Origin of the sequence: Pseudonocardia ammonioxydans (assembly GCF_900115005.1) — a bacterium.
GTDB classification, from domain to species: Bacteria; Actinomycetota; Actinomycetes; order Mycobacteriales; family Pseudonocardiaceae; genus Pseudonocardia; species Pseudonocardia ammonioxydans.
This window is the reverse complement of the sequence record NZ_FOUY01000026.1, coordinates 19667-44417: the sequence shown is the minus strand read 5'-3', so window position 1 is coordinate 44417 and position 24751 is coordinate 19667. Positions and strand designations below refer to the sequence as shown.

The 24751-nt window shown below is 75.8% G+C and carries 23 protein-coding genes; 8 read left to right on the top strand and 15 right to left on the bottom strand.

Annotation, left to right across the window (positions count from 1 at the left end; all coding sequences use genetic code 11):
* The first annotated feature begins 24 nt into the window (after positions 1–24).
* On the top strand, positions 25–873 hold the full coding sequence (locus BM093_RS22635) for a CBS domain-containing protein (protein ID WP_093348692.1): 849 nt from the start codon (positions 25–27) through the stop codon (positions 871–873).
* A 13-nt stretch (positions 874–886) separates the two neighbouring features.
* Here BM093_RS22635 and BM093_RS22630 read toward each other — a convergent pair whose 3' ends face one another.
* Positions 887–2560, bottom strand: a complete 1674-nt coding sequence (locus tag BM093_RS22630) for an FAD-binding dehydrogenase (RefSeq protein WP_093348688.1) — start codon at positions 2558–2560, stop codon at positions 887–889.
* A 78-nt stretch (positions 2561–2638) separates the two neighbouring features.
* Between BM093_RS22630 and BM093_RS22625 the strand changes: the two genes are divergently transcribed.
* Positions 2639–3316, top strand: a complete 678-nt coding sequence (locus BM093_RS22625; protein ID WP_093348683.1) for a class II aldolase/adducin family protein — start codon at positions 2639–2641, stop codon at positions 3314–3316.
* On the opposite strand, the gene mtnA is transcribed toward BM093_RS22625, so the two are convergent.
* From mtnA to BM093_RS22600, 5 genes are read right to left on the bottom strand one after another with little or no spacing between them, the layout of a single operon-like run.
* The gene (gene mtnA / locus BM093_RS22620; RefSeq protein ID WP_093348679.1) at positions 3240–4289 is read right to left on the bottom strand and encodes an S-methyl-5-thioribose-1-phosphate isomerase; all 1050 of its coding nucleotides are present in this window, start codon (positions 4287–4289) and stop codon (positions 3240–3242) included. The genes BM093_RS22625 and mtnA overlap by 77 nt on opposite strands.
* Before the next feature lie 52 nt (positions 4290–4341).
* Positions 4342–5709, bottom strand: coding sequence for a PQQ-dependent sugar dehydrogenase (locus BM093_RS22615; protein ID WP_093348676.1), 1368 nt, complete (start codon positions 5707–5709; stop codon positions 4342–4344).
* A gap of 33 nt (positions 5710–5742) precedes the next feature.
* The gene (locus BM093_RS22610; RefSeq protein ID WP_093348673.1) at positions 5743–6594 is read right to left on the bottom strand and encodes an alpha/beta fold hydrolase; all 852 of its coding nucleotides are present in this window, start codon (positions 6592–6594) and stop codon (positions 5743–5745) included.
* Positions 6591–7454 (bottom strand): SDR family NAD(P)-dependent oxidoreductase, encoded by an 864-nt coding sequence (locus BM093_RS22605; protein WP_093348671.1) that lies wholly within the window; start codon positions 7452–7454, stop codon positions 6591–6593. The genes BM093_RS22610 and BM093_RS22605 overlap by 4 nt, the downstream gene beginning before the upstream one ends.
* Positions 7451–9091 (bottom strand): flavin-containing monooxygenase, encoded by a 1641-nt coding sequence (locus BM093_RS22600; RefSeq protein WP_093348669.1) that lies wholly within the window; start codon positions 9089–9091, stop codon positions 7451–7453. The genes BM093_RS22605 and BM093_RS22600 overlap by 4 nt, the downstream gene beginning before the upstream one ends.
* Before the next feature lie 129 nt (positions 9092–9220).
* Here BM093_RS22600 and BM093_RS22595 point away from each other — a divergent pair, with 129 nt between their 5' ends.
* A complete protein-coding gene (locus BM093_RS22595; RefSeq protein ID WP_093348667.1) occupies positions 9221–10258 on the top strand; it encodes an AraC family transcriptional regulator ligand-binding domain-containing protein in 1038 nt (345 codons plus the stop codon).
* A gap of 50 nt (positions 10259–10308) precedes the next feature.
* On the opposite strand, the gene BM093_RS22590 is transcribed toward BM093_RS22595, so the two are convergent.
* The 6 genes from BM093_RS22590 to BM093_RS22565 form a co-directional block, all read right to left on the bottom strand.
* Positions 10309–11319, bottom strand: a complete 1011-nt coding sequence (locus tag BM093_RS22590; RefSeq protein WP_093348664.1) for a DUF5914 domain-containing protein — start codon at positions 11317–11319, stop codon at positions 10309–10311.
* Between the two features lie 108 nt (positions 11320–11427).
* The gene (locus BM093_RS22585) at positions 11428–13008 is read right to left on the bottom strand and encodes an FAD-dependent oxidoreductase (protein WP_093348662.1); all 1581 of its coding nucleotides are present in this window, start codon (positions 13006–13008) and stop codon (positions 11428–11430) included.
* Positions 13005–13757: a class I SAM-dependent methyltransferase gene (locus tag BM093_RS22580; RefSeq protein WP_093348658.1), complete on the bottom strand. Its 753-nt coding sequence runs from the start codon at positions 13755–13757 to the stop codon at positions 13005–13007. The genes BM093_RS22585 and BM093_RS22580 overlap by 4 nt, the downstream gene beginning before the upstream one ends.
* 59 nt (positions 13758–13816) lie before the next feature.
* The gene (locus BM093_RS22575; protein WP_245773720.1) at positions 13817–15013 is read right to left on the bottom strand and encodes a polyprenyl synthetase family protein; all 1197 of its coding nucleotides are present in this window, start codon (positions 15011–15013) and stop codon (positions 13817–13819) included.
* A gap of 170 nt (positions 15014–15183) precedes the next feature.
* The gene (locus BM093_RS22570; RefSeq protein ID WP_093348653.1) at positions 15184–15597 is read right to left on the bottom strand and encodes a hypothetical protein; all 414 of its coding nucleotides are present in this window, start codon (positions 15595–15597) and stop codon (positions 15184–15186) included.
* A gap of 113 nt (positions 15598–15710) precedes the next feature.
* The gene (locus tag BM093_RS22565; RefSeq protein WP_143105487.1) at positions 15711–16100 is read right to left on the bottom strand and encodes an SRPBCC family protein; all 390 of its coding nucleotides are present in this window, start codon (positions 16098–16100) and stop codon (positions 15711–15713) included.
* Between the two features lie 77 nt (positions 16101–16177).
* Between BM093_RS22565 and BM093_RS22560 the strand changes: the two genes are divergently transcribed.
* Entirely contained in the window at positions 16178–17272 is a 1095-nt protein-coding gene (locus tag BM093_RS22560; RefSeq protein WP_093348644.1) for a baeRF2 domain-containing protein, read from the top strand.
* A gap of 298 nt (positions 17273–17570) precedes the next feature.
* Here the strand turns inward: BM093_RS22560 and BM093_RS22555 are convergent, their stop codons facing one another.
* On the bottom strand, positions 17571–18047 hold the full coding sequence (locus BM093_RS22555) for a deaminase (protein ID WP_425439191.1): 477 nt from the start codon (positions 18045–18047) through the stop codon (positions 17571–17573).
* Positions 18048–18277: 230 nt separating this feature from the next.
* Here BM093_RS22555 and BM093_RS22550 point away from each other — a divergent pair, with 230 nt between their 5' ends.
* From BM093_RS22550 to BM093_RS22545, 3 genes are all read left to right on the top strand, one after another.
* Entirely contained in the window at positions 18278–18742 is a 465-nt protein-coding gene (locus BM093_RS22550; RefSeq protein ID WP_093348833.1) for a MarR family winged helix-turn-helix transcriptional regulator, read from the top strand.
* Positions 18743–18835: 93 nt separating this feature from the next.
* Complete coding sequence (locus BM093_RS36715; RefSeq protein WP_218162879.1) at positions 18836–19276, top strand: MarR family winged helix-turn-helix transcriptional regulator; 441 nt, start codon at positions 18836–18838, stop codon at positions 19274–19276.
* A complete protein-coding gene (locus BM093_RS22545; protein ID WP_218162878.1) occupies positions 19273–20553 on the top strand; it encodes an MFS transporter in 1281 nt (426 codons plus the stop codon). The genes BM093_RS36715 and BM093_RS22545 overlap by 4 nt, the downstream gene beginning before the upstream one ends.
* On the opposite strand, the gene BM093_RS22540 is transcribed toward BM093_RS22545, so the two are convergent.
* Complete coding sequence (locus BM093_RS22540) at positions 20494–21417, bottom strand: LysR family transcriptional regulator (RefSeq protein ID WP_093348631.1); 924 nt, start codon at positions 21415–21417, stop codon at positions 20494–20496. The genes BM093_RS22545 and BM093_RS22540 overlap by 60 nt on opposite strands.
* Positions 21418–21443: 26 nt before the next feature.
* Positions 21444–21959: a mycothiol transferase gene (locus tag BM093_RS22535; RefSeq protein WP_093348628.1), complete on the bottom strand. Its 516-nt coding sequence runs from the start codon at positions 21957–21959 to the stop codon at positions 21444–21446.
* 52 nt (positions 21960–22011) lie between these two features.
* On the opposite strand from BM093_RS22535, the gene BM093_RS22530 reads away from it, so the two are divergent.
* Entirely contained in the window at positions 22012–24399 is a 2388-nt protein-coding gene (locus BM093_RS22530) for a molybdopterin-dependent oxidoreductase (protein WP_245773719.1), read from the top strand.
* The last annotated feature ends 352 nt before the right edge of the window (positions 24400–24751 follow it).

The following is a 24751-nucleotide window of genomic DNA, read 5'->3' as shown; positions in this document are numbered from 1 at the left end:
GTGCACCGGCGCTACCGTCGGAGCATGGTGCTGCGAGCGCGGGATGTCATGACCGAACGCGTCGTCACGATCTGGGCCGACGCGTCGCTGACCCGGGCACAGGAGCGGATGGCCGAGTCCCGCTTCTCCGCCCTGCCGGTGGTGGACCGGCGCTTCTCCCTGGTCGGCGTCATCAGCCTGGTCGACGTGCTGCGCCACCGCGGGGAGCCCGAGGCGACGGTCGGTGACGCGATGACCGAGCAGGTCCTGTCGGTGCTGCCGACCACCAACGTGTCCATCGTCGCGCACCGGATGCGGGTGTACGGGGAGCTGCGCCTGGTGCCCGTGGTCGACAAGGGGGTGGTGGTCGGGGTGATCACCCGCAGCGACCTGCTCCGGCAGCGGAACGCCGGCGGGGTGTTCCGCCGGGCGGCGCGGCGCCTCGGCGGCAGCGTGGCCGCCGCACCGCTGCCGGAGGCGATGGCACCGCGCGGCGCGGGTCGGGTCGGCGCCCGCCCGATCTCCTCGTTGCGGGTCGCCGACGTGATGACCGACGGCGGGCTGGTCGCGATCCCGCCCGAGCTGGCGCTCGACGAGGCCGCCGAGGTGCTGCTGTCCTACCGGTTCACCGCCGTCCCGGTCGTCGACGACGGCGACCGGCTGCTCGGCATCGTCTCCGAGGCGGACCTGATGCACGGCTCGGTGGAGGGCGGGCGCATGATGCGGGCCCGCACGGTCGCGGGCGTGATGACCCACGACGTCGAGGTCGTGCGCCCCGGCGACCCGCTCGCCGACGCCGACCAGCTGCTCTCGCAGCGCGGGTTCCGGGTGGTCCCGGTGGTCGACGACGACGGCGTCCTGGTCGGGGTGATCAGCCGCAGCGACCTCCTCTAGACCCGGCCGGCGCTCAGGTCGCCAGCGCGATCGCGCGCCCCGCCTGGCGCCCGGAGAACAGGCAGCCGCCCAGGAACGTCCCCTCCAGAGCGCGGTAGCCGTGCACCCCGCCGCCGCCGAACCCGGCGACCTCGCCGGCCGCCCACAGCCCCGGCACGGGCGAGCCGCCCGCACCGAGCACCCGTCCCGACAGGTCGGTCTGCAGCCCGCCGAGGGTCTTGCGGGTCAGCACGTGCAGCCGCACGGCGATCAGCGGGCCCGCAGCCGGGTCGAGCAGCCGGTGTGGCGGCGCGGTGCGCGCGAGCTTCTCCCCGAGCGTGCGCCGGGCGTTGTGGATCGCCATGACCTGCAGGTCCTTGCCGAAGGGATGGTCGAGCTGGCGGTCGCGGGCCACGACCTGGCGGCGGATCAGCTCGACGTCGAGCTCGGGCTCCGACCCGGTCAGCCGGTTCATCCCGGCGACGAGCTCGTCGAGGGTGTCGGCGACGACGAAGTCCGCGCCGTGCTGCGTGAACGCCTCCACCGGGGCCGGTGTGCCGGAACGGACGCGTCCGAGCGTGGCGCGCAGGTCCTTGCCGGTGACGTCGGGGTTCTGCTCGGACCCGGAGAGCGCGAACTCCTTCTCGATGATCTTCCGGGTGAGCACGAACCAGGAGTGCTCGTGCCCGGTGGCGCGCAGCGCCGCGAGCGTGCCGAGCGTGTCGAAGCCGGGGAAGTTCGGGGCGGGCAGCCGCCGGCCGGTCGCGTCCAGCCACAGCGACGACGGGCCCGGGATGATCCGGATGCCGTGGTCGTCCCACACCGGGGAGTGGTTGAGCACGCCCTCGGTGTAGTGCCACATGCGGTCCCGGTTGACGACCCGCCCGCCCGCGGCCTCGGTACGGGCGAGCATCCGGCCGTCGACGTGCGCCGGGACCCCCGAGATCATGTGCGCCGGCGGCGGCCCCAGCCGCTGCGGCCAGTTCGCGCGCACCAGGTCGTGGTCGCCGCCGATCCCGCCGGAGGTGACGAGCACGGCGCCGGCGTGCACGGTGAACCCGCCGGTGGCGTCGCGGTTCGTGGCGACCCCGCGCGGGGCGGCGTCCGGGGCCAGCACCGTGCCGTGCACACCGGTCACCGTGCCGTCGGTGACGGTGAGGCCGTCCACCCGGTGCCGGAAGCGCAGCGTGATCCGCCCGGCCGCCTCGTGCGCGCGCACCCGGCGCACGAACGGCTCGAGCACGCCGGGGCCGGTGCCCCAGGTGAGGTGGAAGCGCGGGACCGAGTTGCCGTGGCCGTCGGCGAGGTGGCCGCCGCGTTCGGCCCAGCCGACGACGGGCAGCCACCGCACGCCCTGCGCGTGCAGCCACGCCCGCTTCTCCCCGGCCGCGAAGTGCACGTACGCGGTGGCCCACTGGCGGGCCCAGAAGTCGTCGCCCGCCGGGTCGTCGACCCCGCGGTCGAACGCCGCCGAGCCGAGCCAGTCCGACAGCGCCAGGTCGGCCGAGTCCCGGATCCCGGTGCGCCGCTGCTCCGGGGTGTCGACCAGGAACAGCCCGCCGAGGGACCAGAACGCCTGCCCGCCCAGGTTCTGCTCCGGTTCCTGGTCCAGCACGAGCACCGAGCGGCCGGCGTCGGCGAGTTCGGCGGCGGCGACCAGGCCGGCGAGCCCGGCCCCGACCACCACGGCATCGGCGCGGGTGTCCATGGCCGCAGATCATGGCAGAGCCCGCCCGCGCGAAAGAGGGTCTGGGCCCGCCGGCGGCGGTGCGGTCATGATGAACCCATGCCCGCAGACACCGATCACGACGCCGCCCGCGAGGCCCTGTGCCGCTGGTCGCGCCGGATGGTGCGCGACGGCCTGGTGGTCGGCACGTCCGGGAACCTCTCGGTGCGCACCGGTGACCTGATCGCCGTCACGCCGTCCGGGGTGGACTACGAGACGATGACCCCCGACGACGTCGTGCTCGTGACCGGCGACGGCGCGGTCGTGGCGGGCTCCCGGGAGCCGACCAGCGAGCTGCCGCTGCACCTGGCCGCGCAGACCCGCGCGGGCACCGGCGCCGTGGTCCACACGCACTCGCCCGCCGCGGTGGCCCTGTCGCTGCTGCGCCGCGACGTCCCGCCGGTGCACTACCAGATCGCGATGTTCGGCGGCAGCGTGCAGGTGGCCGACTACGCCCCGTTCGGCAGTGACGAGCTGGTCGAGAACGCGATGGCGGCGCTGGGGGTGGGGACCGGCGTCGTCCTGGCCCACCACGGCACCCTGGTCGTCGGGCACACCCTCGCCGAGGCCTACGACGGTGCCCGCCAGCTGGAGTGGCTGTGCGACGTGTGGCTGCGCGCCCGTGCCGTCGGCGAGCCGCGGCTGCTGTCCGCGGCGGAGGTCAGCGAGGCGCTGCGGCGGTTCGCGGTGCAGGCGCGGAAGGTGCGGGCGACGGCGCCCACGCCCGGGACTCGGTGACGATCGCGGTCACCAGCTCGGCCGGGGTGACGTCGAACGCCGGGTTGTAGACCGGGGTGCCGGGCAGCGTCATCGGCGTCCCGGCGTGCTCGCGCACCTCGTCGCCCGGCCGCTCCTCGACGACGATGTCCGCCCCGGTCGGCGTGCCCGGGTCGATCGTCTCCTCCGGCGCGACGATCATGAACGGCACCCCGGAGCGGGCCGCGGCGCAGGCCAGCATGTAGGTCCCGATCTTGTTGGCGACGTCGCCGTTCGCGGCGATCCGGTCGGCGCCGGCGAGCACCACGTCCACCAGGCCGTTCGCGATCGCGGCCGGGCCCGCGGAGTCCACGCACAGCCGGTGCGGCACCCCGGCGCGCGCCAGCTCCCACACGGTCAGCCGCGCGCCCTGCAGCAGCGGCCGCGTCTCGCAGGCCAGCGCCTCCGCCAGCGCCCCGCGCCCGTGCAGCTCGACGATCGCGCCGAGCGCGGTGCCGACGGCGCCGGTGGCGAGCGGGCCGGTGTTGCAGATCGTGAGCGCACGCACCGGGCCGGGACCGCAGTGCCGCAGCACCTCGTCGGCGGCCCGGCCGGCGGCGGCCGCGTGCACCTCGGCGGCCTCGGCGGCGACTGCGCGTGCCTCGGCGAGCACGGCCGCGGGGCCGCCCGCCAGCGCGGACAGCGCCCGCCGGGCGCCGAGCGAGAGCGGGACGGCGGTGGGGCGGGCGGTCGCGATCCGCTCCGCGTCGGCCCGGACGGCGGCCCGGGCGTCGGGTGTGGCGGTGCCGTGCCGGTGCGCGGCCAGCGCGACCGCGTAGGCACCGGTGATACCCAGGCTCGGTGCGCCCCGCACGGCCAGCGAGCGGACGGCGTCGATGACCTCGTCGACGGTGCCCAGGTGCAGCTGGTCGGTGCGCTGCGGCAGGGCCCGCTGGTCGATCAGGACGACGGCCGGGCCGCCCTCGGCGTCGTCGGCCCAGTCCACGATCCGCATCGCCCCTCCTCGCCGGTCGGTGCCGTGCCGGCACCGGGGCCGACGGTACCGCTCACGCGGGCGGGGCCAGCCGGTAGACCGCGCCGGCGTCGTCGTCGGTGATGTACACGGCGCCGTCGGGCCCGGCGACCGCGGCGACCGGGCGCCCCCAGCGCGCCCCGGACGGGTCCTGGAAGCCCCCGACCAGGGTCTGCTGCGGGCCCATGGCGCCCCCGCGGTACGGGAAGAACGACACCTCGGGCGCCACCGGCGGGTCGGCGTTCCACGACCCGTGCACTCCGGCGAGCGCGCCGTCGGCGTAGGGGCCGGGGAGCACGCCGGAGGTGAACGACAGGCCCAGCGGCGCCGAGTGCGCCGGGAACGACTGCTCCATCGGTGCCAGGGTCGTGCAGTCGAGCTCGCGACCGCCCGGGTTCATCTCGGCGTCGGCGACCAGCGGCACGTCCGCGAGGTCCTGCGGGCTGCCCGCCACGCCGGGCTCGGTGTCCGGGTCCGGGTTGCAGTACGGCCAGCCCAGGTTGCGGCCTGCGGTGAGCCGGGCGAGCGGCTCGGCGGGGTGGTCGCTGACGTAGGCGTCGATCACCTGGCCCAGCGAGGAGCCGGAGGCGTCGCCGTAGGGCCGGTCGTAGGGGTAGGGGACGTTGTCCCGGCCGTTGACCGCGGACCAGACCGCGCCGTCCGGTGCGACCGCCAGCCCGGTCCCGTTGCGGACGCCGACCGCGAACGGCTCGGCCGGTCCGCCGCCGGGCGGCACCCGCAGGATCGACGCCCGCGGCGGTGTCGCGGACAGGTCCTCGACCGAGATGTTGCCGGTGGACCCGACCGAGACGTAGACGGCGCCGTCGGGTCCGGTCGCGACCGACTTGAGCTGGTGGCCGTAGGCGCCGCGCAGGTCGGGGCTGTCGGCGTCGGGCAGGCCGTCCACGGCCACGCCGGCCGGGGTGGCCGTCCCGCCGGCCCAGGTGTAGGTCCCGACCCGGTTCGACTCGGCGACGTACAGGGTGCCGCCGTCCGGGGAGAACGCCAGGCCGTGCGGGCGGGTCAGCCCCTCCAGCAGCGGGCGCTGCTCGCCGGTGGGGGACAGGAGCACGACGCGTCCGGCGTCCGGGACGGAGACCAGCAGCTCGCCGTCCGGGGTCCACGCGGCCAGCCGGGCGTCCGGGATGCGGGCGGACACCGACAACGTCCAGCCCGGCGGGACCAGCGCCTCACGGGGCTCGTCGAACGGCGCGGCGTCCAGCCCGGGCGGGACCTGCACGGTGACCGGGACCAGGTCGGCCGCGGCCGCCGCGACCGGGGCCTCCTTCCCGGACACCGCGCTGGTCACCGGGTTGGGGCCGAGGCCACACGCGACGAGCACGGGCAGGCAGGCGAGGGCGGCGATCCACGCCCCGCCCCGGTGGAAGGGCGCTGTCCGCATGAGGGGGACCCTACCTGTGAGTGGTTATCGCGGTCAGGGCCGCGATAACCACTCACGAGCCAGCGCAGCGAACTGGTCCGGCACCTCGATCTGCGGCATGTGCCCGGCCCGGCCGAACACGTGCGTCGTGACGTGCGGCAGCTCCCGCGCCGCGGCCCGCAGCTGGGACACCGGCAGGATCAGGTCCCGCTCGCCCCAGACGACCAGCGTCGGCTTCGGTGCCTGCGCGGCGGCGCCGAGCAGCGCGCGGCGCCAGCCCGGCCGGATCCCGCGCAGCACGTGGCCCAGCTCGGTCGCGATCTCCTGGAACGTCGCGGCGAACTCCGGCCGCCGTCCGATGTCGACGCTGCGCTGCACCCGTTCCTCGGTGACCAGCGACCCGTCCACGAACAGCGCCCGTTCGGCCCTGCGGGCGGCGCGGGCGTCGAGCCGGCCCAGCAGGAACCTGCCGAGCAGCGGGACGCCGAGGATCCGCAGCGCCGGTGACACCTCGGACCCGAACCCGGCCGGGTCGGCGAGCACCAGCGAGGCGACCCGCGCCGGGTGCCGCACCGAGATCAGCAGGGCGACCGCGCCGCCCAGCGAGTTGCCCATGACGTGCGCGGGCCGGGTCTCGCCGAGCGCGTCGAGCGTGGCGACCGCGGTGTCGGCGAGCTTCTCCACGGTGGCGGTCCCGGGCACCCGGTCCGAGTAGCCGAACCCAGCCAGGTCGGCGGCGATCACCCGGTGACCGGGGAGGCGCTCGTGCTGGTCGTCCCAGTCCTCCAGGCTGCGGCCGATGCCGTGCAGCAGCAGGACGGGCTCACCGGCCGGGTCGCCGGACTCGCGGACCCGGATGCGGGTGCCACGGACGTCGACCGTGCGCGGCACGGCGGGGGCGCTCACCGGGCTCCGGCCGGCGTCGCGCGCCGTCCCGACGCGCCGACCAGCCGGGAGAAGAGCGTCAGGCTGTGCGCGGGCGCGATCCGGGCCAGCAGGTCCGGGACCGTGGCGCTGGCCCCGATGAGCAGCCGCGGGCGGCGCGTCGCGATCGCCTCCACGATCATCCGGGCCGCCCGGTCGGCGGGGAAGGTCAGCAGCTTCTCGAAGTCCCGCTGCCCGCGCTCGGCCTCCTCGGCCGGGATGTTCACCCCGACCCGGGCCGACCGCGCGATGCCCGTGCGGATCCCGCCGGGGTGCACGGTCGTGACGGTGGCGCCGAGCTGCGCGAGCTCGGCGCGCAACACCTCGGAGAAGCCGCGCAGCGCGAACTTCGACGAGCAGTACGCCGACTGACCGGGCGGCGCGATCAGGCCGAACAGGCTCGACACGTTCACCACGTGCGCGCCCGGTCGCGCGGTCAGTCCGGGCAGCAGGGCGTGGGTCAGCCGGACCGGGGCCCGGAAGTTGACGTCCATGACCCAGTCGAACTCGTCGAGGGTGAGCCGGGCGAAGTCGCCGCCCAGTGCGACGCCCGCGTTGTTCACCAGCAGCCGGAGCTGTGGGTGTGCGGCGAGGATCCGGGCGGCGAGCGCGTCGACGTCGTCGCGCACGGCCAGGTCGACGGTCTCGACGGTCACCGACAGGCCCGGGTGGCGGTCCCGGATCCCGGCCGCGACCGCGTCGAGCCGGTCGCCGTCGCGGTCGACGAGCACGAGGTCGCTGCCGCGCTCGGCGAGCATCTGGGCGACGTGCTCACCCATGCCGCCGGCCGCGCCGGTGACCACGGCGGTGCCCTCGGCGAAGCGGAACGGGGTGCGGCTCACGAGGTGACCTCCTGCAGGGCCGGGGTGTCGGTGTCGGTGGCCGGGGCTGTGGCAGCGGCCGGGGCTGTGTCGCTGTCAGGGGCTGTGTCGCTGTCCGGGGCCGGAGCCCGGTCCACGGCGATGCCGGCCACGGACGGCTTCGTGACCGCGGCCGAGCGGGCCCCCACCGCGGACGCCGGCGTGAACGACATGTCCTGGCGCAGGTCGGCCCGGCCGAGCCCGATCGCGTCGAGGAAGAAGTTCTGCCGCAGCCGCCAGGGCTCGCGGCGGCCCTGCCGGGGGAACAGGTGCGCGGAGCGCTGGACGTAGCCCGACTGCAGGTCCAGCAGCGGGCGGTCCGGTGACACGGCCGGCACCGGGGTGGCGACCGCGTACTGCTCGCGGTCCATGAGCCCCAGCAGCCGGGGCACGTACCGGGCGACCAGGTCCGCGCGCAGCGTCCAGGACGCGTTGACGTAGCCGATGCAGAACGCCAGGTTCGGCACGCCGGAGAGCATCAGCCCGCGGTAGGTGACCGTCTTGCCGATGTCGACCTGCTCGCCGTCGACATGGATCGTCATGCCGCCCAGCGGCTTCAGTGACAGCCCGGTCGCGGAGACGATCACGTCGGCCTCGAGCTCGGTGCCGGAGCGCAGCCGGATGCCCCGCTCGGTGATCCGGTCGATGTGGTCGGTGATGACCGAGGCCGTGCCCTTGTTGATCGCGGTGAAGAAGTCGCCCTCGGGGATCACGCACAGCCGCTGGTCCCACGGCTCGTAGGACGGTGTGAAGTGCTCGTCCACGTAGGACTCGTCCTGGAGGAACCTCAGCGCGAGCCCGCGCAGCACCTTCTTGACACGCTCGGGCCTGCGGCGGGCCAGCTGGTAGAACGCCTGGGTCAGCGTCACGTACTGCAGCCGCAGCAGGCGGTGGGCGAGCCGGGCCGGCAGGAACCGGCGCAACCGGTCGGCCACCGGGTCGGTGCTCGGCAGCACCGTCAGGTACGACGGCGAGCGCTGCAGCATCGTCACGTGCTCGGCGTCGCCGGCCAGAGACGGGATGAGCGTCACCGCCGTCGCCCCCGATCCGATGACGACGATCCGCTTGCCGGTGTGGTCGAGGTCCTCCGGCCAGAACTGCGGGTGCACCCAGGTCCCGGCGTAGTCCTCCCGGCCGGCGAACTCGGGCTGGTGGCCCCGGTCGTAGTCGTAGTACCCGGAGCACATGAACAGGAACGAGCAGCTGTAGTGCCGGGTGCCCTGCGCCGTCGTCACCTCGACGGTCCAGCGGGCGGTCGCGGAGTCCCAGGAGGCGCCGACGACGCGGCTGCCGAACCGGATGCGCTCGGTGACGCCGTACTCGCGGGCGGCCTCGGCGATGTAGTCGCGGATGCTGTCGCCGTCGGCGATGGACTTGCGGTTCCGCCACGGCTTGAACGGATAGGCGAGGGTGAACATGTCCGAGTCGGACCGGATGCCCGGGTAGCGGAACAGGTCCCAGGTGCCGCCGATGTTCTCGCGGCCCTCGAGGATCAGGTAGTCCTTGCCGGGCAGCTCCTGCTGGAGCCGGCACGCGGCGCCGACGCCGGACAGGCCGGCGCCCACGATGATCACGTCCCGGTGCTCGGCCGCGCCGGGGGAGTCGGTGGGCTGGGTCATGGAGCGGCCTCCTGCTCTGCCGTGCCTGTGGTCGTCGTCGACCGTGCTGGTGCGTCGCTGCGGCCAGTGTGCCCGAAACCTACCGCGAGTAACTTGACCTCGCGCGACAACTACTTAACCTGACACGACATGGGAATGGGATCGCTCACCCGGGCGAGAGCGCTGCGCGGGCTGCCGGCGCTGATCGGGGAGCTGGGCGGCGACGGCAGCGAGATGCTCGCCCGGTTCCGGCTGCCCGAGGCCGCGGTGGACGGTGCCGACCCGGACGCCCTGGTCCCGACCCGCTCGGTGGCGCGGGTGCTGGAGACCGCGGCCGCCGAGCTCGACTGCGCCGACCTGGGGCTGCGGCTCGCGGAACGGCAGGGCCCGGAGGTGCTGGGTCCGCTGGCCGTCGCGGTGCAGAACTCGGCGACGTTGGGCGACGCGCTGGACTGCGCCTCGCGCTACCTCTACGTGCACTCACCGGTCCTGACGGTCGCCGCGGTGCCCGACCCGGAACGTGTCGCCGGGGTGACCGGCGTGGAGTACGGCAGCACCGAGCCGCTGCCGCCGCACGTCGCCGATCTCGGGACCGGGGTGCTGCACCGGATCGTGGGACTGCTCGCCGGCGGGGCGTACGGGCTGCGGTCGGTGCACCTGCCGCACCCGGCGCTGGCCCCGGAGCAGCGCTACCGGGACTTCTTCGGTGCCGAGGTGCGCTTCGAGCGGCCCGCGGCGCTGCTGCGGGTGCCCGCCGACCTGCTGCGCCGCCCGCTCGACGGCGACCAGACCGTGCGGGCCATCGCGATCGAGTACCTGGAGACCCACTTCGACCGGCCGGGCCGCCGGGTCACCGACCGGGTCCGCACGGCGGTGGACCGCTCGCTCGGGACCGGCCCGGTGCGGGTCGGCTCGGTGGCACGGCTGCTGCGGGTGCACCCGCGCACCCTGCAGCGCCACCTCGCCGCGGAGGGGACGACGTTCGAGGAGATCGTCGACGAGGCCCGCCGGGACGTCGCCGAGCGGCTCATCACCCGCACCGACCTGCCGTTCACCCAGGTGGCGGCGATGGTCGGCCTGGCCGAGCAGTCCGTGCTGACCCGGGCTGCCCGGCGCTGGTTCGGGATGCCGCCGCGGGCGTTGCGCAAGGCGGGCCGTCCGGTGGACACCGCCGTCGTCCCGGAGTGACCAGGGCCGGGCCACCATCAGGACGGCCCGCGATCAGGGACGGCCCGCGATCAGGGGCGGGCCCGCAGCGTGTAGCGGCGCTCGGCGTAGTCCAGGTCGTCGCGCCAGAGCCGGGTGGCGGCCCGGGCCATCATCGGCCGGATCGCCGGCGCGACCCGGGAGGCGACCGCGAACCCCGGGCGCTCCGACCCCGCGACCACGGCCTCGATCACCGAGGTGCGCGGCCGGCCGTCGTGACCCGGCCCGCGCGGGGTCGCGTGCGTCTCGACGACGCTGCCGACGCCCTCGCCCTCCACGATCCGCATCACGACGGTGCGCGGCTCCGGGCACACGAACTCCGCCCGCACCGGGACGCCGAGCCCCGGCCCGACCTTGAACGTGACCGTCACCAGGAACCGGTCCTCGGCCTCGGTGACCTCGGTGACGGCCGGGGCGGACTCCACGTCGAGGCGCTGGAAGGAGTACGGGTGGAACCACGCGCCGTGCCACGGGTCCAGCCGATTGGCGACGATGTCCTCCGGCTCGCAGACGCCGGTGAGCGTGGTGACCGCGTCGAGGACGGCGCCGGCCGGGCGGGCCGGGACGACGGGGGCCTCGGTGGGCTCCTCCCCGCCGAGGTCGTCGAGCCGGACCCAGACGAGCACGCCGTCGTCGTGCGCGGGGAGGGGCGCCCAGCCCGGGCCGGACTGCGCGCCGAGGCGCAGGCCGTGCCAGCGGCACACCAGCTCCCCGCAGTCGACGGCGGCGAGTGCCATCGGGGCGCCGAGGTGCGGGCAGGCGCCCGGGCCGACCCGCACGACACCGGCGGTGTCCCGCCAGGCGACGAGCTCGGTCCCGCCGACCGTGGTGCCGAACGGCCGGTCGGCCCGCACCTGCCGGCTCGCCGCGAGCACGAACCAGTTCCCCGACGGGCGGGCCTGCGCCCGCTCCAGCGCCGCCGCGATCAGCTTCGGGTCGGCCCCGGCGTGGGTGGGCCCCTGGCGCGCCCACTGCGACGCCGGCAGCGGTTGCAGCGGCCACGACGCGGGCCACCGCTCGGTCAGACGGGACAGCAGGGTCATCACGGGTCCTCTTCCTCGGGCTCGTCTTCCTGGTGCTCGTCTTCCGGGTGCTCGGCGCCCTCGTGCTCGGTGCCCTCGTGCTCGTCGACCTCGTGGCGCGGCCCGGTCTCAGCGCTGTCGCATCACGTGGGCGGCGGCACGGGTCAGCGGCCCGAGCCGCCCCCCGGTGGGGACCGTCTCCAGCGGGTGCCCGGCGAGCCCCCAGCCGGCCAGCAGCCGGTTCGCCGCCTGCCAGCCGGTGGCTGCCGCCCGTTCCATCAGCGCCACGGGCAGGTCGATCCGGATACCGTCCCCCGCCAGCACCAGGCCGTCCACCGGGGACGCGACGGTGGGCCGGCGGGCGAAGTCGCCGACGCCGAACATCGGGCAGTCCGCGCGCCACTCGACGAGCTCGCCGACGGTCCGCGCCCCGGCGGTCTCCGGGTAGATCTTGTGCAGCCGGGCCAGGCAGCGGCTGCGCACCTCGTCGGGCGGCAGGACGGCCGAGTAGGCGTGCAGCTCGACCACCGACCCGCCGTGCCGGGCGGCCCACGCCGCCGCGTCCTGCTCGTAGCGGTCCAGCACCGAGATGTTGTCCAGCGGGTCCAGGCCGCCGGTGCCCAGGAACGGCGGCCGGTCCGCGCGGACCGGGCGGTCCAGCCACAGCCGCTGGACCAGGAACGGCGGAGCGCTGCCGAGCGCGGCGACGTCGGCGCGCCAGCCGGCATCGCCCAGGCCGGGAGACGCGGCGACGATCTCCCGCAGCCCGGCGACGTCCGGGGCGAGCACCACGGCGTCCACTCCGGAGGTACCGCCGTCGGAATGATCCACGTGGAACCATCCACCGTGGACGTCCCCTGTGGCCGGGGAGCCCCTGGTGGCCGACGAGACCCTGCTGACCGACGAGACCGTGACGCCGGTCCGGAACGTGACACCGCGGGTGGTCAGGTAGTGCCGCAGCGGCTCCCACAGCGCGACGTCGAACCCGTCGTCGGGGACGTCGAACACCAGCCCCTCGGACGAGCCGAGGAAGTAGAGGTGGAACATCGTCGCCAGCTCGGCCGCCGACATCGCCGACGGGGGTGCGAAGAAGCTGCGGGAGAACACCTCGAACGCCAGGTGCCGGGCCGCGGGCGGGAAGTTGACCGACTCCACGAAGCTCGCCGCGTCGACGTGGTCGAGGGCCTCGTAGATCCCGGGCACCGACACGTTCGCCAGCGGCGCGGCCGCCCGTGGGTCCAGCCGCAGCAGGTCCGACGGCCGGAAGGTGGGGCTGCGCAGGGCGAACAGCACGGCGTTCCACGGCGGCGTGCGGGGCAGCGAGCGGAACGAGTCGACCCGGCCCTCGGCGTCGACGAGCGGGTAGTCCTCCAGCGGGACGAGCCGGTCGAGGCCGGGGTCGCCGCGCCGCAGCAGGTTGCGCAGGTTGTAGTACTGCCGGAAGAACGCGTGGAAGCCACGGCCCATCGACACCGGCGTGCCGTCCGGCAGGCGGTCCCGCCACCCGCCGACCCGCCCGCCCAGGTAGGACTCGCGCTCGAGCACCTCGACCGTGACACCCCGCTCGGCGAGCCCGGTCGCCGCGGCCAGCCCGGCGATGCCGCCGCCGACGACGACCGCGCGCGGGCGCCGGCCGAGCAGGCCCGCGTCCCCGAGCCCGCCCGCGGGCGGGTGGTGCACCCGGCGCGGGTCGGTCGGCCGGGTACTCACGGGCGGGTCCCCAGGACGGTGTGCACGACGCCGTTCTGCCAGCCGGTCATCGTCTCGGAGTGCACGGCGTCGAACCCGGCGGCCCGCATCCGGTCCCGCAGCCGCCCGACACCGTCGAAGGAGTTCACGCTGCGCCACAGGTGCCGGTAGAGCGCCGTCTCGCCGGTGGCGGCCCGGCCCAGCGGGATGATCACGCCCCAGCTGACCGCGTGCCAGACGGCGCGGGCCCGCGGCGAGTCGGCGACCGAGTACTCGTGCAGCGCCAGCGTCCCGCCGGGGCGCAGCAGCTCGCGGAAGCGGCGCAGCTGGGCGTCCGGGTCGTCGAGGTTGCGCAGCAGGTAGGCGGCGAGGATCGCGTCGAACGGCCCCTCGACGCCCTCCATCGCCTCCGCGGTCGTGTGCACGAACCGCACCGATCCGGGCCACGGCTTCGTCCGCGCCCGCTCCAGCATCCCGGCCGAGGCGTCGACCCCGACGATCTCGGCGCGCGGTGCGACACCCAGCAGCGCGGCGGTCGAGGCCCCGGTCCCGCAGCCGGCGTCGAGCAACCGCAGGCCGGCGCCGTCGTGCGGCAGCCGCATCCGCGCGGCGGACGCGCGCAGGTGGTCGTGGTAGCCGGGGTTCATCCCGACCAGGCGGTCGTAGTCGCCCGCGCCGTCGTCGAAGTGGGTGGGCACCTCGTGGCGGGGCAGGCCGGCGCGGCCGACGGCTCCGGTACGGGGGGCGCGGGAAACAGGAGTGTCGACCATGATCCGGAGGGTAGGACCGGACGGAACCGGCGCCGTCGCGGGGGCCGTGCGGGTGCCGCTCAAGCGATCCGGTCCGCGCAGCGCACGGCCATCGCCCGCAGCACGGCGGCCACGTCGTCGGGCAGCCGCCCCTCGGCGACCGCGCCGTCGACCAGCCGCAGCGCGCCCTCGACCCGGGTGGTGATCAGCTCCTCGAGGCGGCGGCGGGCGCCGGTGGCCTCGATCAGCGTCCGGGCCGCCGGTACATCGACTGTGCTTCCGGGGCCGACTGTGCTTCCGGGGCCGGCGGGGCTGTCGGGACGGCCGGCGGGGTCTGCCGGGCCCGGGCCGTGGAGCAGGGCGTCGAGCCGGTCGCGGGTGCCGTCGTCGGCGAGCTCGCGGGCGAGCACGACCAGGCTGGTGGCCTTGCGTTCGGCCAGGTCGTCGCCGGTGGGCTTGCCGGTGGCGTCGGTGCCGAAGACGCCGAGGACGTCGTCGCGCATCTGGAACGCCTCGCCGACCATCGTGCCGTAGTCGCCGAGCAGCGCCAGCAGGTCGTCGTCGGCACCGGCCATGGCGGCGCCGAGCTCGAGGGGACGCCGCACGGTGTAGTTGCCGGACTTGCGGCGCAGGACGTCGAGGACGTCGTCGAACGCGGGGGTGCGGCGGGCGTCGTTGAGCAGGTCCGCGAACTGGCCGACCGCGAGCTCGGAACGCATCGTGTCGTAGCGCGGCCAGCCCCGGTCGAGCGCGGTGCGGGGCAGCCCGCTCTCGCGCATGGCCTGCTCGGCCCAGACCAGGCACAGGTCGGCGAGCAGGGTGGCACCGGACTCGCCGAACCGGTCGGGGTCGCCGGACAGCTGCCGGCTGCGGTGCCAGCCGGCGAGCTGGACGTGCACGGTGGGGTTCCCGCGGCGCAGCCGGGAGCCGTCCATGACGTCGTCCTGCAGCAGGGCGAAGGCGTGCAGCAGCTCGAGGCCGGCGACGGCGTGCAGCGCGGCGGCGGACTCGGGCGCGGCGCACCGCCAGCCCAGGTAGCCGAACATCGAGCGCAGATACTTGCCACGGGAGACGAAGTCGACCAGCACGTCGGTGACGAACCCGGCGCCGGGCATGGAGTGGACGTGCTCGGCGCACCGGCGGCGCACGGTCTCGTCGACCACGGCCCGGACCCGGTCCCGGGTATCGTCGGTCCAGGTGCGGGCCGGGGAGGCCGGGTCCGGGTCGGCGCGCTGCCGCTCCCGTCGGCCGGCCTGTTCCGTCTCGACCACCATCATGCCGCCTTCCGCCGCAACCGTGGGGCCAGTGGGGAGCCCCTGCCGGATGTGTGGACCCGGCCTGTGTGGAACCGGTCCGGGAGAGACTATGGGCGGCGGCGGGTTCCCGCCCGGCGAATCGGACACCGCTCCTGAAGCCCACACCGCTCCTGAAGCCCACACCGCCACCGTCACGGCGCGCGCAGGAACGACCAGGCGGCCAGCCAGACGGTGGTCACGGTCAGCGCCATCGCGCCGGGCAGGTGCACGACCAGTCCGGAGATCTCGCCGAACGCGGCCTGGACGAAGGTGAACCCGAACGCGGCCGCGGCGAGCACCGTCGGCCACCACGGACCGCCGCGCACGCCCCCGAGCCAGCCGGCGGCCAGCGCGGTCAGGCCGGTCACGACGTGCAGGACGATCGCCCCGGCCCCGTGCGGGCCGGGGCCGCTCCCGGTGAACAGGCCGGCCGCCGTGGCGAACTGCCAGCCCAGCACGACGACGGTGGCGAGGGTCAGCACGCGCAGCGCCAGGACCGGCGCCGCGGGCCGTCCGGCCGCGACAGGGGAGTGCGGTGTGGACGTGTGCTGGTTCGGTGCGGGCACGACACTCCCGGGCTGGTCGGTTCGGACACCGCGGCAGCGGATCGCCTGCCGCAGTGGTCACCGAGTGTGCCCGAGCAGCGGGAGGGACCGCACGAACCACCCGCGGTGGGGCGTCAGGCCTGCCCGAGCCGTTCCCCGATGAGCTGCAGCGAGTCGCGCAGCCCCTGCTGCACGTCGACGCCGCCGGCCTGCTCGGTGTGCAGCCGCACCACGACCTCCGAGCCCGGTCCGGCGTCGTGCACCGTCAGCTCGCCGCGGTAGTCGCCCGGCCCGGGTGCGCCCCAGGTCATCCGCCGGGCGGCGTTGTCGAGGTGCAGCCACGCCTCGCCCTCGACCCGCGTGCCGCCGACGTCCGCGGTCACCTCGACCCGGTCGGACGCGACCAGGCGGGCGTCGCGCAGTGCCGCGAAGTGCCCCGGCAGGTTCTGCACGTCCGAGAGGTACGTGAAGGCCGCGTCCGGACCGATGGTGAGCAGGATCCGGTCCTCGAAGTCATCACCCATGTAGGCCGGGGTACCCGCCGCGCGGGCCGTCACGCACAGCGGGTTTGCCCGGCCGTGTGCCGGGAACGTCGAAGGCGATGCGTACCGAGTGGATCCGACCCCTGAGTGACAGCGACGGCCCGTTCGCGACGGTCGTCATGGACGCCACGCACGACACCGCCGACGCGACCGAGCAGTACCGGCTGCGGTGGCGCGACCTGCGTGAGCGCCTCGCCGACGCCGGCGCCGACGACGCGATGCTGGGGGTGCTCGACGACGCGGTCACCGACGCGGACGTGCCGGACGGCACCGCGGGCCGGGTCCTCGTCGCGGACGCCCGGCAGGTGCTGCTCGACCGGCACACCGAGATCCCGCCGGAGCGGGGCACCGCGAGCTGGGGGAGCGTGCCGGACCTGCTTCCGGTGCTCGCCGCCGTCGGGGAGGACGTCCCGACCGTCGTCGTGGCGATCGACAACGCCGGCGGCGAGATCCGCGCCGTCGACGGCACGGTCGAGACGGTCGACTCCGGCTCCTCCGGCCCGGTGCACAAGGCCGGCACGGCCGGACCCGGCGAGGGCGGTGCCGACGCCCGGGTCGAGGAGACCTGGAAGCGCAACGCCCACGCGGTCGCCGAACGGGTCGACAAGCTGGTCCGCGGCGGCAACGCCGCGCTGCTCGTGGTGGCCGGGGACGCCCCGGCCCGGGCGCGGTTGCGCGACGAGCTGACCCCGGCCTCCGCGGAGGTCATGGCCGAGATCGAGAACACCGGCGGCGCCGTGCCCGACCAGGTCGACGACACCGTGCGGGCCGCCGCCGGCGACGTCCGCGAACGCCGGCGCGGCGAGTACCTGACGAGCTTCGCGACCGCCTCCGGCCGCTCGGACGGGCTCGCGGTCACCGGGGTGGCCGGCGTGGCCGCCGCGGCCCGGGCGCACGCCGTGGAGACGCTGCTCGTCGACCCGTCCGCCGTGCCCGGCACCGAGCTGGTCGTGGGTGCCGACCCGACCGCGGTCGCCGAGCGGTCCGGTGACCTGCCCGACGCGACGACGACCCCGGTGCCGGCGCCGGACGCCCTGGTCCGGGCCGTGGCGGCGGCCGACGGTGCCGTCGTCCTCACCCGCCCCGACGACGACGTCACGCTCACGGACGGCCTGGGTGCCGTCCTGCGGTTCCCGGTCGGCCCGGCGGCCTGAGCGCCGCGGACCTCGCCCGGCCGGACCTCGCACCCCGTCCTCGCTGGGCAGATCGGGTGAACTCGGGCGGATCACGTGCCGGGCTCGCGGCGAGCGGGTATCCCGAAGGGAACCGGACCTCGGAACGGGCCGGGTGCTGGGGAGCCTTCCGGTCCGTCGTGCGCACGGTCCGGGGCGCGGCCGCTTCGGGGGCGGCCGCGCCCCGGACCCTCCCTCGGCTTCCGCGCCCTCGTGGCTCCCAGGCCGCGTCGGCTCCCGGGCGTTGCCAGTCCCGGGCATTGCCAGTTCCCGGGAGCCGTCAGCTCCCGCGGTGGAAGCGCTCGATCAACTCCCGCACCCGTGGGGCCAGGTCCGGGTCCGGGCCCTCGACCCGCACCCCCGGCGCCACCTCCGACACCGGCATCGGCCGCACCGGGCCGGGCGGGCGTCCCATCTCGTGGTTCCACGTGGCGAGCTGCGCCGTCGAACTGGCGTAGACGATCCGCCCCAGCCCCACCCACGCGTGCGCGGCGGCGCACATGGCGCAGTGCTCGCCCGAGGTGTACACGGTCGCCGCGGCCCGCTCGTCGGGTGTCAGCAGCGTGGTCGAGCGCCGGGCCAGCTCGAACTCCGGATGCCGGGTCCGGTCCCCGCCGGCGACCCGGTTGCGGTCCTCGGCGCGGACCGTCCCCGCACCGTCCACCAGCACCGACCCGAACGGTTCGTCGCCTGCCGAGAGCGCTTCCTCGGCCAGCTCGACACAGCGCCGCAGGTGCCTCCGGTCGCGCTCGTCCATCACTGCCCACCCCTTCCGGCTCGGGGCCGACCATAGTGGTCCCGGCGCGCCGCGCCCGGCACACGACGACCCGGCACACGACGACCCGGCACGCGACGACCCGGCATGTGCGGGCCCGGCACACGCCGGCCCCGCACATGCCGGCACCACACGACGGCACCGCACGTGACGGCGCCGGCCGGCGTTCGCCGCGGGATGTCCTCCGGTGGGCGGGGTCCTACGCTGTCCGGATGGACCGTCCGGCACGCGTCGCGCCGCTGGCGCTCGACGAGCAGCTCTGTTTCGCGCTGCACTCGGCCTCCCGGGCGATGACCGGGTGCTACCGCCCCGTGCTCGACGCGATCGGGCTCACCTACAGCCAGTACGCGGTGCTGCTGGTGCTGTGGGCCGAGGACTCGGTGCCCCAGCGCGAGCTGGGTGACCGGATGTTCCTCGACAGCGGGACGCTCTCGCCGATGCTCGCCCGCCTGGAGAAGCGGGGGCTGATCACCCGGGCCCGCCGGCCGGACGACGAGCGCACCGTCCAGATCTCGCTGACCGAGGCGGGCCGGGCGCTGCGTGAGCAGGCGGCCGATGCCCAGCAGGAGGTCATCCGGGCGACCGGGATGGAGATCGACGAGCTCTTCCGGCTGCGGGACGACCTGCAGCGGCTCGCGTCCCGGCTGCGCGAGGACCCCGGCCCGGCCTCCGGCTGACCCACGGCCCGCCCGCTCCACCCCGCCGCGCTCCCGGCTGCCCGCGATCCTGCCCGGGTATATGCTTGCCGATAGGCAAACAAATGGAGCGTGATGGGCGACCTGGACCCCGACGAACTCGCCCGGCTCCGCGTCGTCCTGGCCCGGATCGCGCGCGGGCTGGACCGGCACTCCCGCGGGGCCGACCTGACGCGCACCCAGGTCTCGGTGCTCGGGACCGTGGTGGTGCGCGGCCCGATCGGGATGGGGGAGCTCGCGGCCGTCGAGGGCCTCAACCCGACGATGCTCTCCCGGCTCGCCGGCAAGCTCGAGACCGCGGGCCTGCTCGTGCGCGACACCGACCCGGCCGACGGGCGCGCCGTGCGCGTCGCCGCGACCGCGGCGGGGACCGCGGAGCACCGGCGCCAGCGCGAGGAGCGCGGCCGGTTGCTGGCCGAGCACGTCGAGGGCCTGACCGCGGACCAGGTCGGCGGCCTGCGCGGCGCGCTGCCCGCCCTGGAGGCACTCGCGTCGTCGCTCAAGGACGCCCGGTGAGCGCCCGGACCGCGGTGCGCTCGTTCTCCGAACGCACCTTCGCGGCGCTGTCCGGGCGCAACTACCGGCTGTGGTTCGGCGGCCAGTCGATCTCGCTGATCGGCACCTGGATGCAGTCGGTCGGCCAGTCCTGGCTGGTCTACGAGCTCACCGGGTCCGCGGCGGTGCTCGGCACCGTGGTCGCGATCCAGACCCTGCCCACGCTGCTGCTCGGCCCGTACGCCGGGGTCTGGGCCGACCGGCTCGACCGGCGCCGGCTCATGATCGGGCTGCAGACGCTCATGGGCCTGCAGGCGCTCGCGCTCGCGGTCCTGACACTGACCGGCGCGGTCGTGCTGTGGCACGTCTACGTGCTGGCCGCCGTGCTCGGGCTGAACAAGGCCTTCGAGAACCCGGCCCGGCAGGCGTTCGTGCAGGAGCTGGTCGGGCGCGACGACCTGCGCAACGCCGTCACCCTCAACTCGGTACTGGTCAACGCGGCCCGCGCGGTCGGGCCCGCGATCGCCGGGCTGGTGATCGTCGCCGGCGGGACGGGCGTGTGCTTCGCGGTCAACGCGGCCAGCTTCGCCGCCGTCGTCACCTCGCTGCTACGCCTCGACGTCGCCGCGCTCACCCCGGCCGAACCCGCGCCGCGCGGGCCCGGACAGCTGCGCGAGGGACTGGCCTACGTGCGCGGCAACCCCGAGCTGTTCGTGCCGCTGGTGATGATGGCGCTGATCGGCTGCCTGGCCTACGAGTTCCCCGTGGTGCTGCCGGTCGTGGCGTCGCAGACCTTCGGCGGCGACGCGGCGACCTACGGCTACCTGACCGGCGCGATGGGGGTCGGCGCGGTCGTCGGCGGCCTCGTGGTCGCCGGGCGGGGGAGGACCGGGCTGCCCTCGCTGGTCCGGACGGCGGCCCTGTTCGGCGTGGTGCTGGGCCTGGCGGCGCTCGCACCGGTGCTGTGGGTCGCCCTGGTCGCGATGGGGCTGGTCGGCATGGCGAGCGTGGCGTTCATGGCCGGCGGGAACAGCACGCTGCAGCTGGCCTCGGCGCCGGGCATGCGGGGCCGGGTGATGGCGCTGTGGTCGGTGGCGTTCCTCGGCTCCACCCCGATCGGCGGCCCGGTCGCGGGCTGGGTCAGCGAGCAGCTCGGCGGCCGTGGCGGCCTGGCCCTCGGTGCGGTGGCGTGCCTGGTCGCGGCCGGGATCGGCGGGCTCGCCCTCCGCCGGGCCCGCTCAGCGGATCCGGCCGCCGGTGGCGATGCGGAGCAGGTCCCGGGCCGTCCCCTGCGGTGAGGTGCCCTCCTGCCAGACGGCACGGAACTCGCGGCCGAGATCGGCGCCGTGCACCGCGACCTCGACCAGGTGCCCGGCCGCGAGGTCGGCGGCGACCACCTGCTGCGGGAGGACCGCGGGGCCGGCGCCGGCCCGTACGGCCGAGCGGACGGCGGTGTCGGCGGCCAGCTCGCGCGCCGGCGCGGCGACCGGGGCGTCCGGCGCCGCCGCGGCGAGTGCGGCCGCCAGCGCGGGCCGGGAACCGCTGCCCGGCAGCCGGGTCACCAGCCTCGTGCCGGCCAGCTCGGCGGCGTCGACGCCCGGGCCGCCCGCCCACGCGTGGCCCGGGGCCACGACCAGCACGAGGGTGTCGGTGGCGACCGTCGCCGCGTGCAGGCCGGGCAGCGGCCCGGCGGTCTCCACGATGCCGACGGCGGCGGAGCCGTCGCGGACCGCGCCCGCCGGGTCGGCGGTGTCGACCAGCACGACGCGGCTCGCACCGGCGTGGCCGTTGAGCTCGGCCAGCCAGCCCGGGAGGAGCCCCTCCGCGGCGCTCGCCACCGCGACCGGCACGACCGGTTCCCCGCCGTCGCGGGCCGGGCGCAACGCCGCGACCGCCACGCCGAGGTCGTCGGCGGCGGAGAGCAGCGGGCCCGCCCACTCGACCAGCAGCACGCCCCGGGACGTGAGCCGCCCGGCCCGCCGCCCGCGCCGGTCGCGCTCCACGACCCGGGCGCCGACCTGCTGCTCCACCGCCCGGATCCGGGCGGTGGCGGCCTGCACCGACAGCCCGGACTCCCGCGCGGCCGCGGCCAGGTCACCGGTGCGGGCGACGGCGACGAGCAGCGCGAGCGCGGTCAGGTCGGGGACGGCTGAGGTGGGCATCCGCGTCAGCCTATGCGGCGGCGCGGTCACACCCCGAACAGCCCGCGCAGGTAGGCCGCCTGCCCCGCGTGCTGCAGGTCGTCGCCGAGCACGCTGACCAGCCGCTCACCCAGGCTGATCCCCTCGCCGTAGGTCGGCGGGAGGATCCGCGACAGGTCCTCGTCGGCCAGCGCGCCCACCAGCTCGACGGTCCGGGCGTGGACCGCCTCGCCGTAGCCGGTCAGCAGCCCGGTCGTGGTCCGGACGGCGTCGACCTGGGCCGAGGTGTGCTCGAAGCCGGTGTCGAACGGGTCGAGGTCGAGTCCGAACCGCTCGGCCCAGCCGTCGTCGATCCAGATCTGGCCGGTGTCGAACGCCTCGGCCAGGTGGTCGTCCTGGACCCGCAGCAGGTGCCAGACCAGCCAGCCGATCGGATTGCCGGGCTGCCCGGCGCCCTCCGGGCGGCGGGTGAGGTCGGCCTCGGTGAGGCCGTCGAGGATCTCGTGCACCAGCTCGTCGATGCGGCCGAAGTGGTCGACGAGCAGTTCCGCGGAAGTGGTCATGCCCAGACCTTCCCGCACCGTCCCTTCCGCATGCGGTCCCGCGCGGCATAGCGTGGGCAGCGGCTGCCGGGACGGATCGACGCGTGCGGAGTGGACCATCGACACCAACGAAGCGGCCGGAGCACCCGCCGGCCCGGGGGGATCCGGTACCCGGGACCCCGGCACCGAGAAGACCCACAGCGCGCACTGGGGCGTGTTCCGGGCGCGCTACGACGGGGCCCGGCTGCGGGTCCGCCCGCACCCCGGTGACCCGGACCCGTCACCGGTGCTGGACAACGTCCCGGCCGCCGTCGGGCACCCGGCCCGGGTCGCCGCGCCCGCGGTCCGGCGCGGATGGTGGGAGCGCGGCCCCGGCCGGGACCCGGCCCGCGGCCGGGACGACTACCTGACGGTCTCCTGGGACGCCGTGCTGGACCGGCTGGCCGAGGAGACCCGGCGGGTCCGCAGCACCTACGGCGACGCGGCCGTCTACGGCGGGTCCTACGGCTGGGCCTCGGCCGGCCGGTTCCACCACGCCCAGGGGCAGCTGCACCGGTTCCTCGCGGTCACCGGCGGCTACACGCGCTCGGTCAACACCTACTCCGGCGGCGCGGCCGAGGTGCTCCTCCCGCAGGTCCTGGGCACGTTCGACGCCGTCACCCGCTACGCCGTCACCTGGGAGCAGGTCGCCGCGCACACCGACACCGTGCTGGCCTTCGGCGGGATGGCGCTGAAGAACTCCGCGATCGCCGCCGGAGGTGTGAGCCGGCACGTCGAACGCGGCGCCATGCGCGCCGCCCGCGACCGCGGCGCGGTGTTCGTGCTGGTCAGCCCGTTGCGTCCGGACCTGCCGGAGGAGCTCGACGCGACCTGGCTGCCGATCCGGCCCGGGACCGACGTCGCGCTGATGCTCGCCCTGATGCACACCGTCGTCGCCGAGGGACGCGAGGACGCCGAGTTCCTCGCCACCCACTGCGACGGCTGGGAGCAGCTGCGGGACCACCTGTTCGCGGCACCGGTCAAGGACGCCGGCTGGGCGGCCGCGATCACCGGGATCGACGCGTCGACGATCCGGGAGCTGGCCTGGCGGATCGCCTACGGCCGCACCCTGGTCACCGTGGCCCAGTCGCTGCAGCGCGCCGAGCACGGCGAGCAGCCGGTGTGGGGCGGGACGGCGCTGGCCGCCGTCCTCGGCCAGATCGGGCTGCCCGGCGGCGGGTTCAACTACGGGCTCGGCTCGCTCGGGCACTACGGCCGCACCCGCAACGCGGTGCCGGTGCCGACGTTCTCCCGCGCCCCGAACCCGGTCGGCTCGTTCATCCCGGTGGCCCGGGTCGCGGACATGCTGCTGGACCCGGGCGGGACCTACGTCTACGACGGCGCCGAGCGCACCTACCCGCACGTGCGGATGGCCTGGTGGGCCGGCGGCAACCCGTTCCACCACCACCAGGACCTGCGCCGGCTGCGCCGCGCCGTCGCCGAGCTGGACACCCTCGTCGTCCACGATCCGATGTGGACGGCGACGGCGCGGCACGCCGACGTCGTGCTGCCCTCGACGATGACGATCGAGCGCGACGACATCGGCGCCACCAGCTCCGACCCGCTGGTCGTCGCGATGAAACAGCTCGTGCCGCCGCACGGCGAGGCCCGCGACGACTACGAGATCCTCGCCGACCTGGCGGGGCGGCTGGGGCACGGTGAGCAGTTCACCGAGGGCCGGACCGCGCACGACTGGCTGGTCCACATGTACGACCGCACCCGCAAGGCACTCGCCGACCGCGGGCTCGACGCCCCGGACTTCGAGGAGTTCTGGGAGCGCGGCGAGCTGGAGCTCCCGCAGCGGCCCGACGACGGCGGTGTCCTCGCCCGGTTCCGGGCCGACCCGCAGGGTAGCCCGCTGCCGACGCCGTCGGGGAAGGTGCAGGTCGGGTCGGCCACGATCGCCGGGCACGGCCTCGCCGACCATCCCGGACACCCGGCCTGGCTGGAGCCCACCGAGGCCCCCGACGAGCGGCACCCGTTCTGGCTGGTGTCCAACCAGCCGGCCACCCGGCTGCACTCCCAGCTGGACTTCGGGGCGCACTCCGCCGCGGCCAAGCGCTCCGGGCGCGAGGTCGTGCGCATCCACCCGGCCGACGCCGGCGGGATCGGCGTCGTCGACGGCGACGTCGTGCGGATCCACAACGACCGGGGGGCCTGCCTGGCCGCGGTCCGGCTCTCCGACGACATCCGGCCCGGGGTGGTGCAGCTGCCCACCGGTGCCTGGTGGGACCCGCGCCCGGACCCGGAGCGTCCCGGCCACGGCGACGACGGGCTGTGCGTGCACGGCAACCCGAACGTCCTCACCCGGGACCGCGGGACCTCGGCACTGGCCCAGGGCTGCAGCGGCCAGCTGTGTGCCGTCGCCGTCTCCCGGTACCCGCACGACCCGCCCGAGGTCGGGGTGCACGCCGCGCCGTGACCGGCGCGGCGCCGGACCCCGGCCCGCATCGGTCCTGACCTGCACGGTCCCGCCCGCACTCTTCCCGCCCCACATCGGTGGGGTCCTGTGCGCGGCCCGACCCGTACCCGGACCCGACCCCAGCGGTCCTGACCTCAGCCGCCTGCGCTGATGCGCGCCGGGCCCGGCCCCGCGGGCTGCGCCGACCCGTACCCGGTTCGGCCCACGGCCCGGCTCTGCTCCACATCACGGCCTGCTCGGCATCACGGCCTGCTCCGTGCCCTCGCCCCGACCCGCGGCCGCTCCGACCGCACCCCGGCGCCGGGCCGTCGGAGGGAACCGTGTTGACCCGCTCTGTCCGGACAGCTAAATT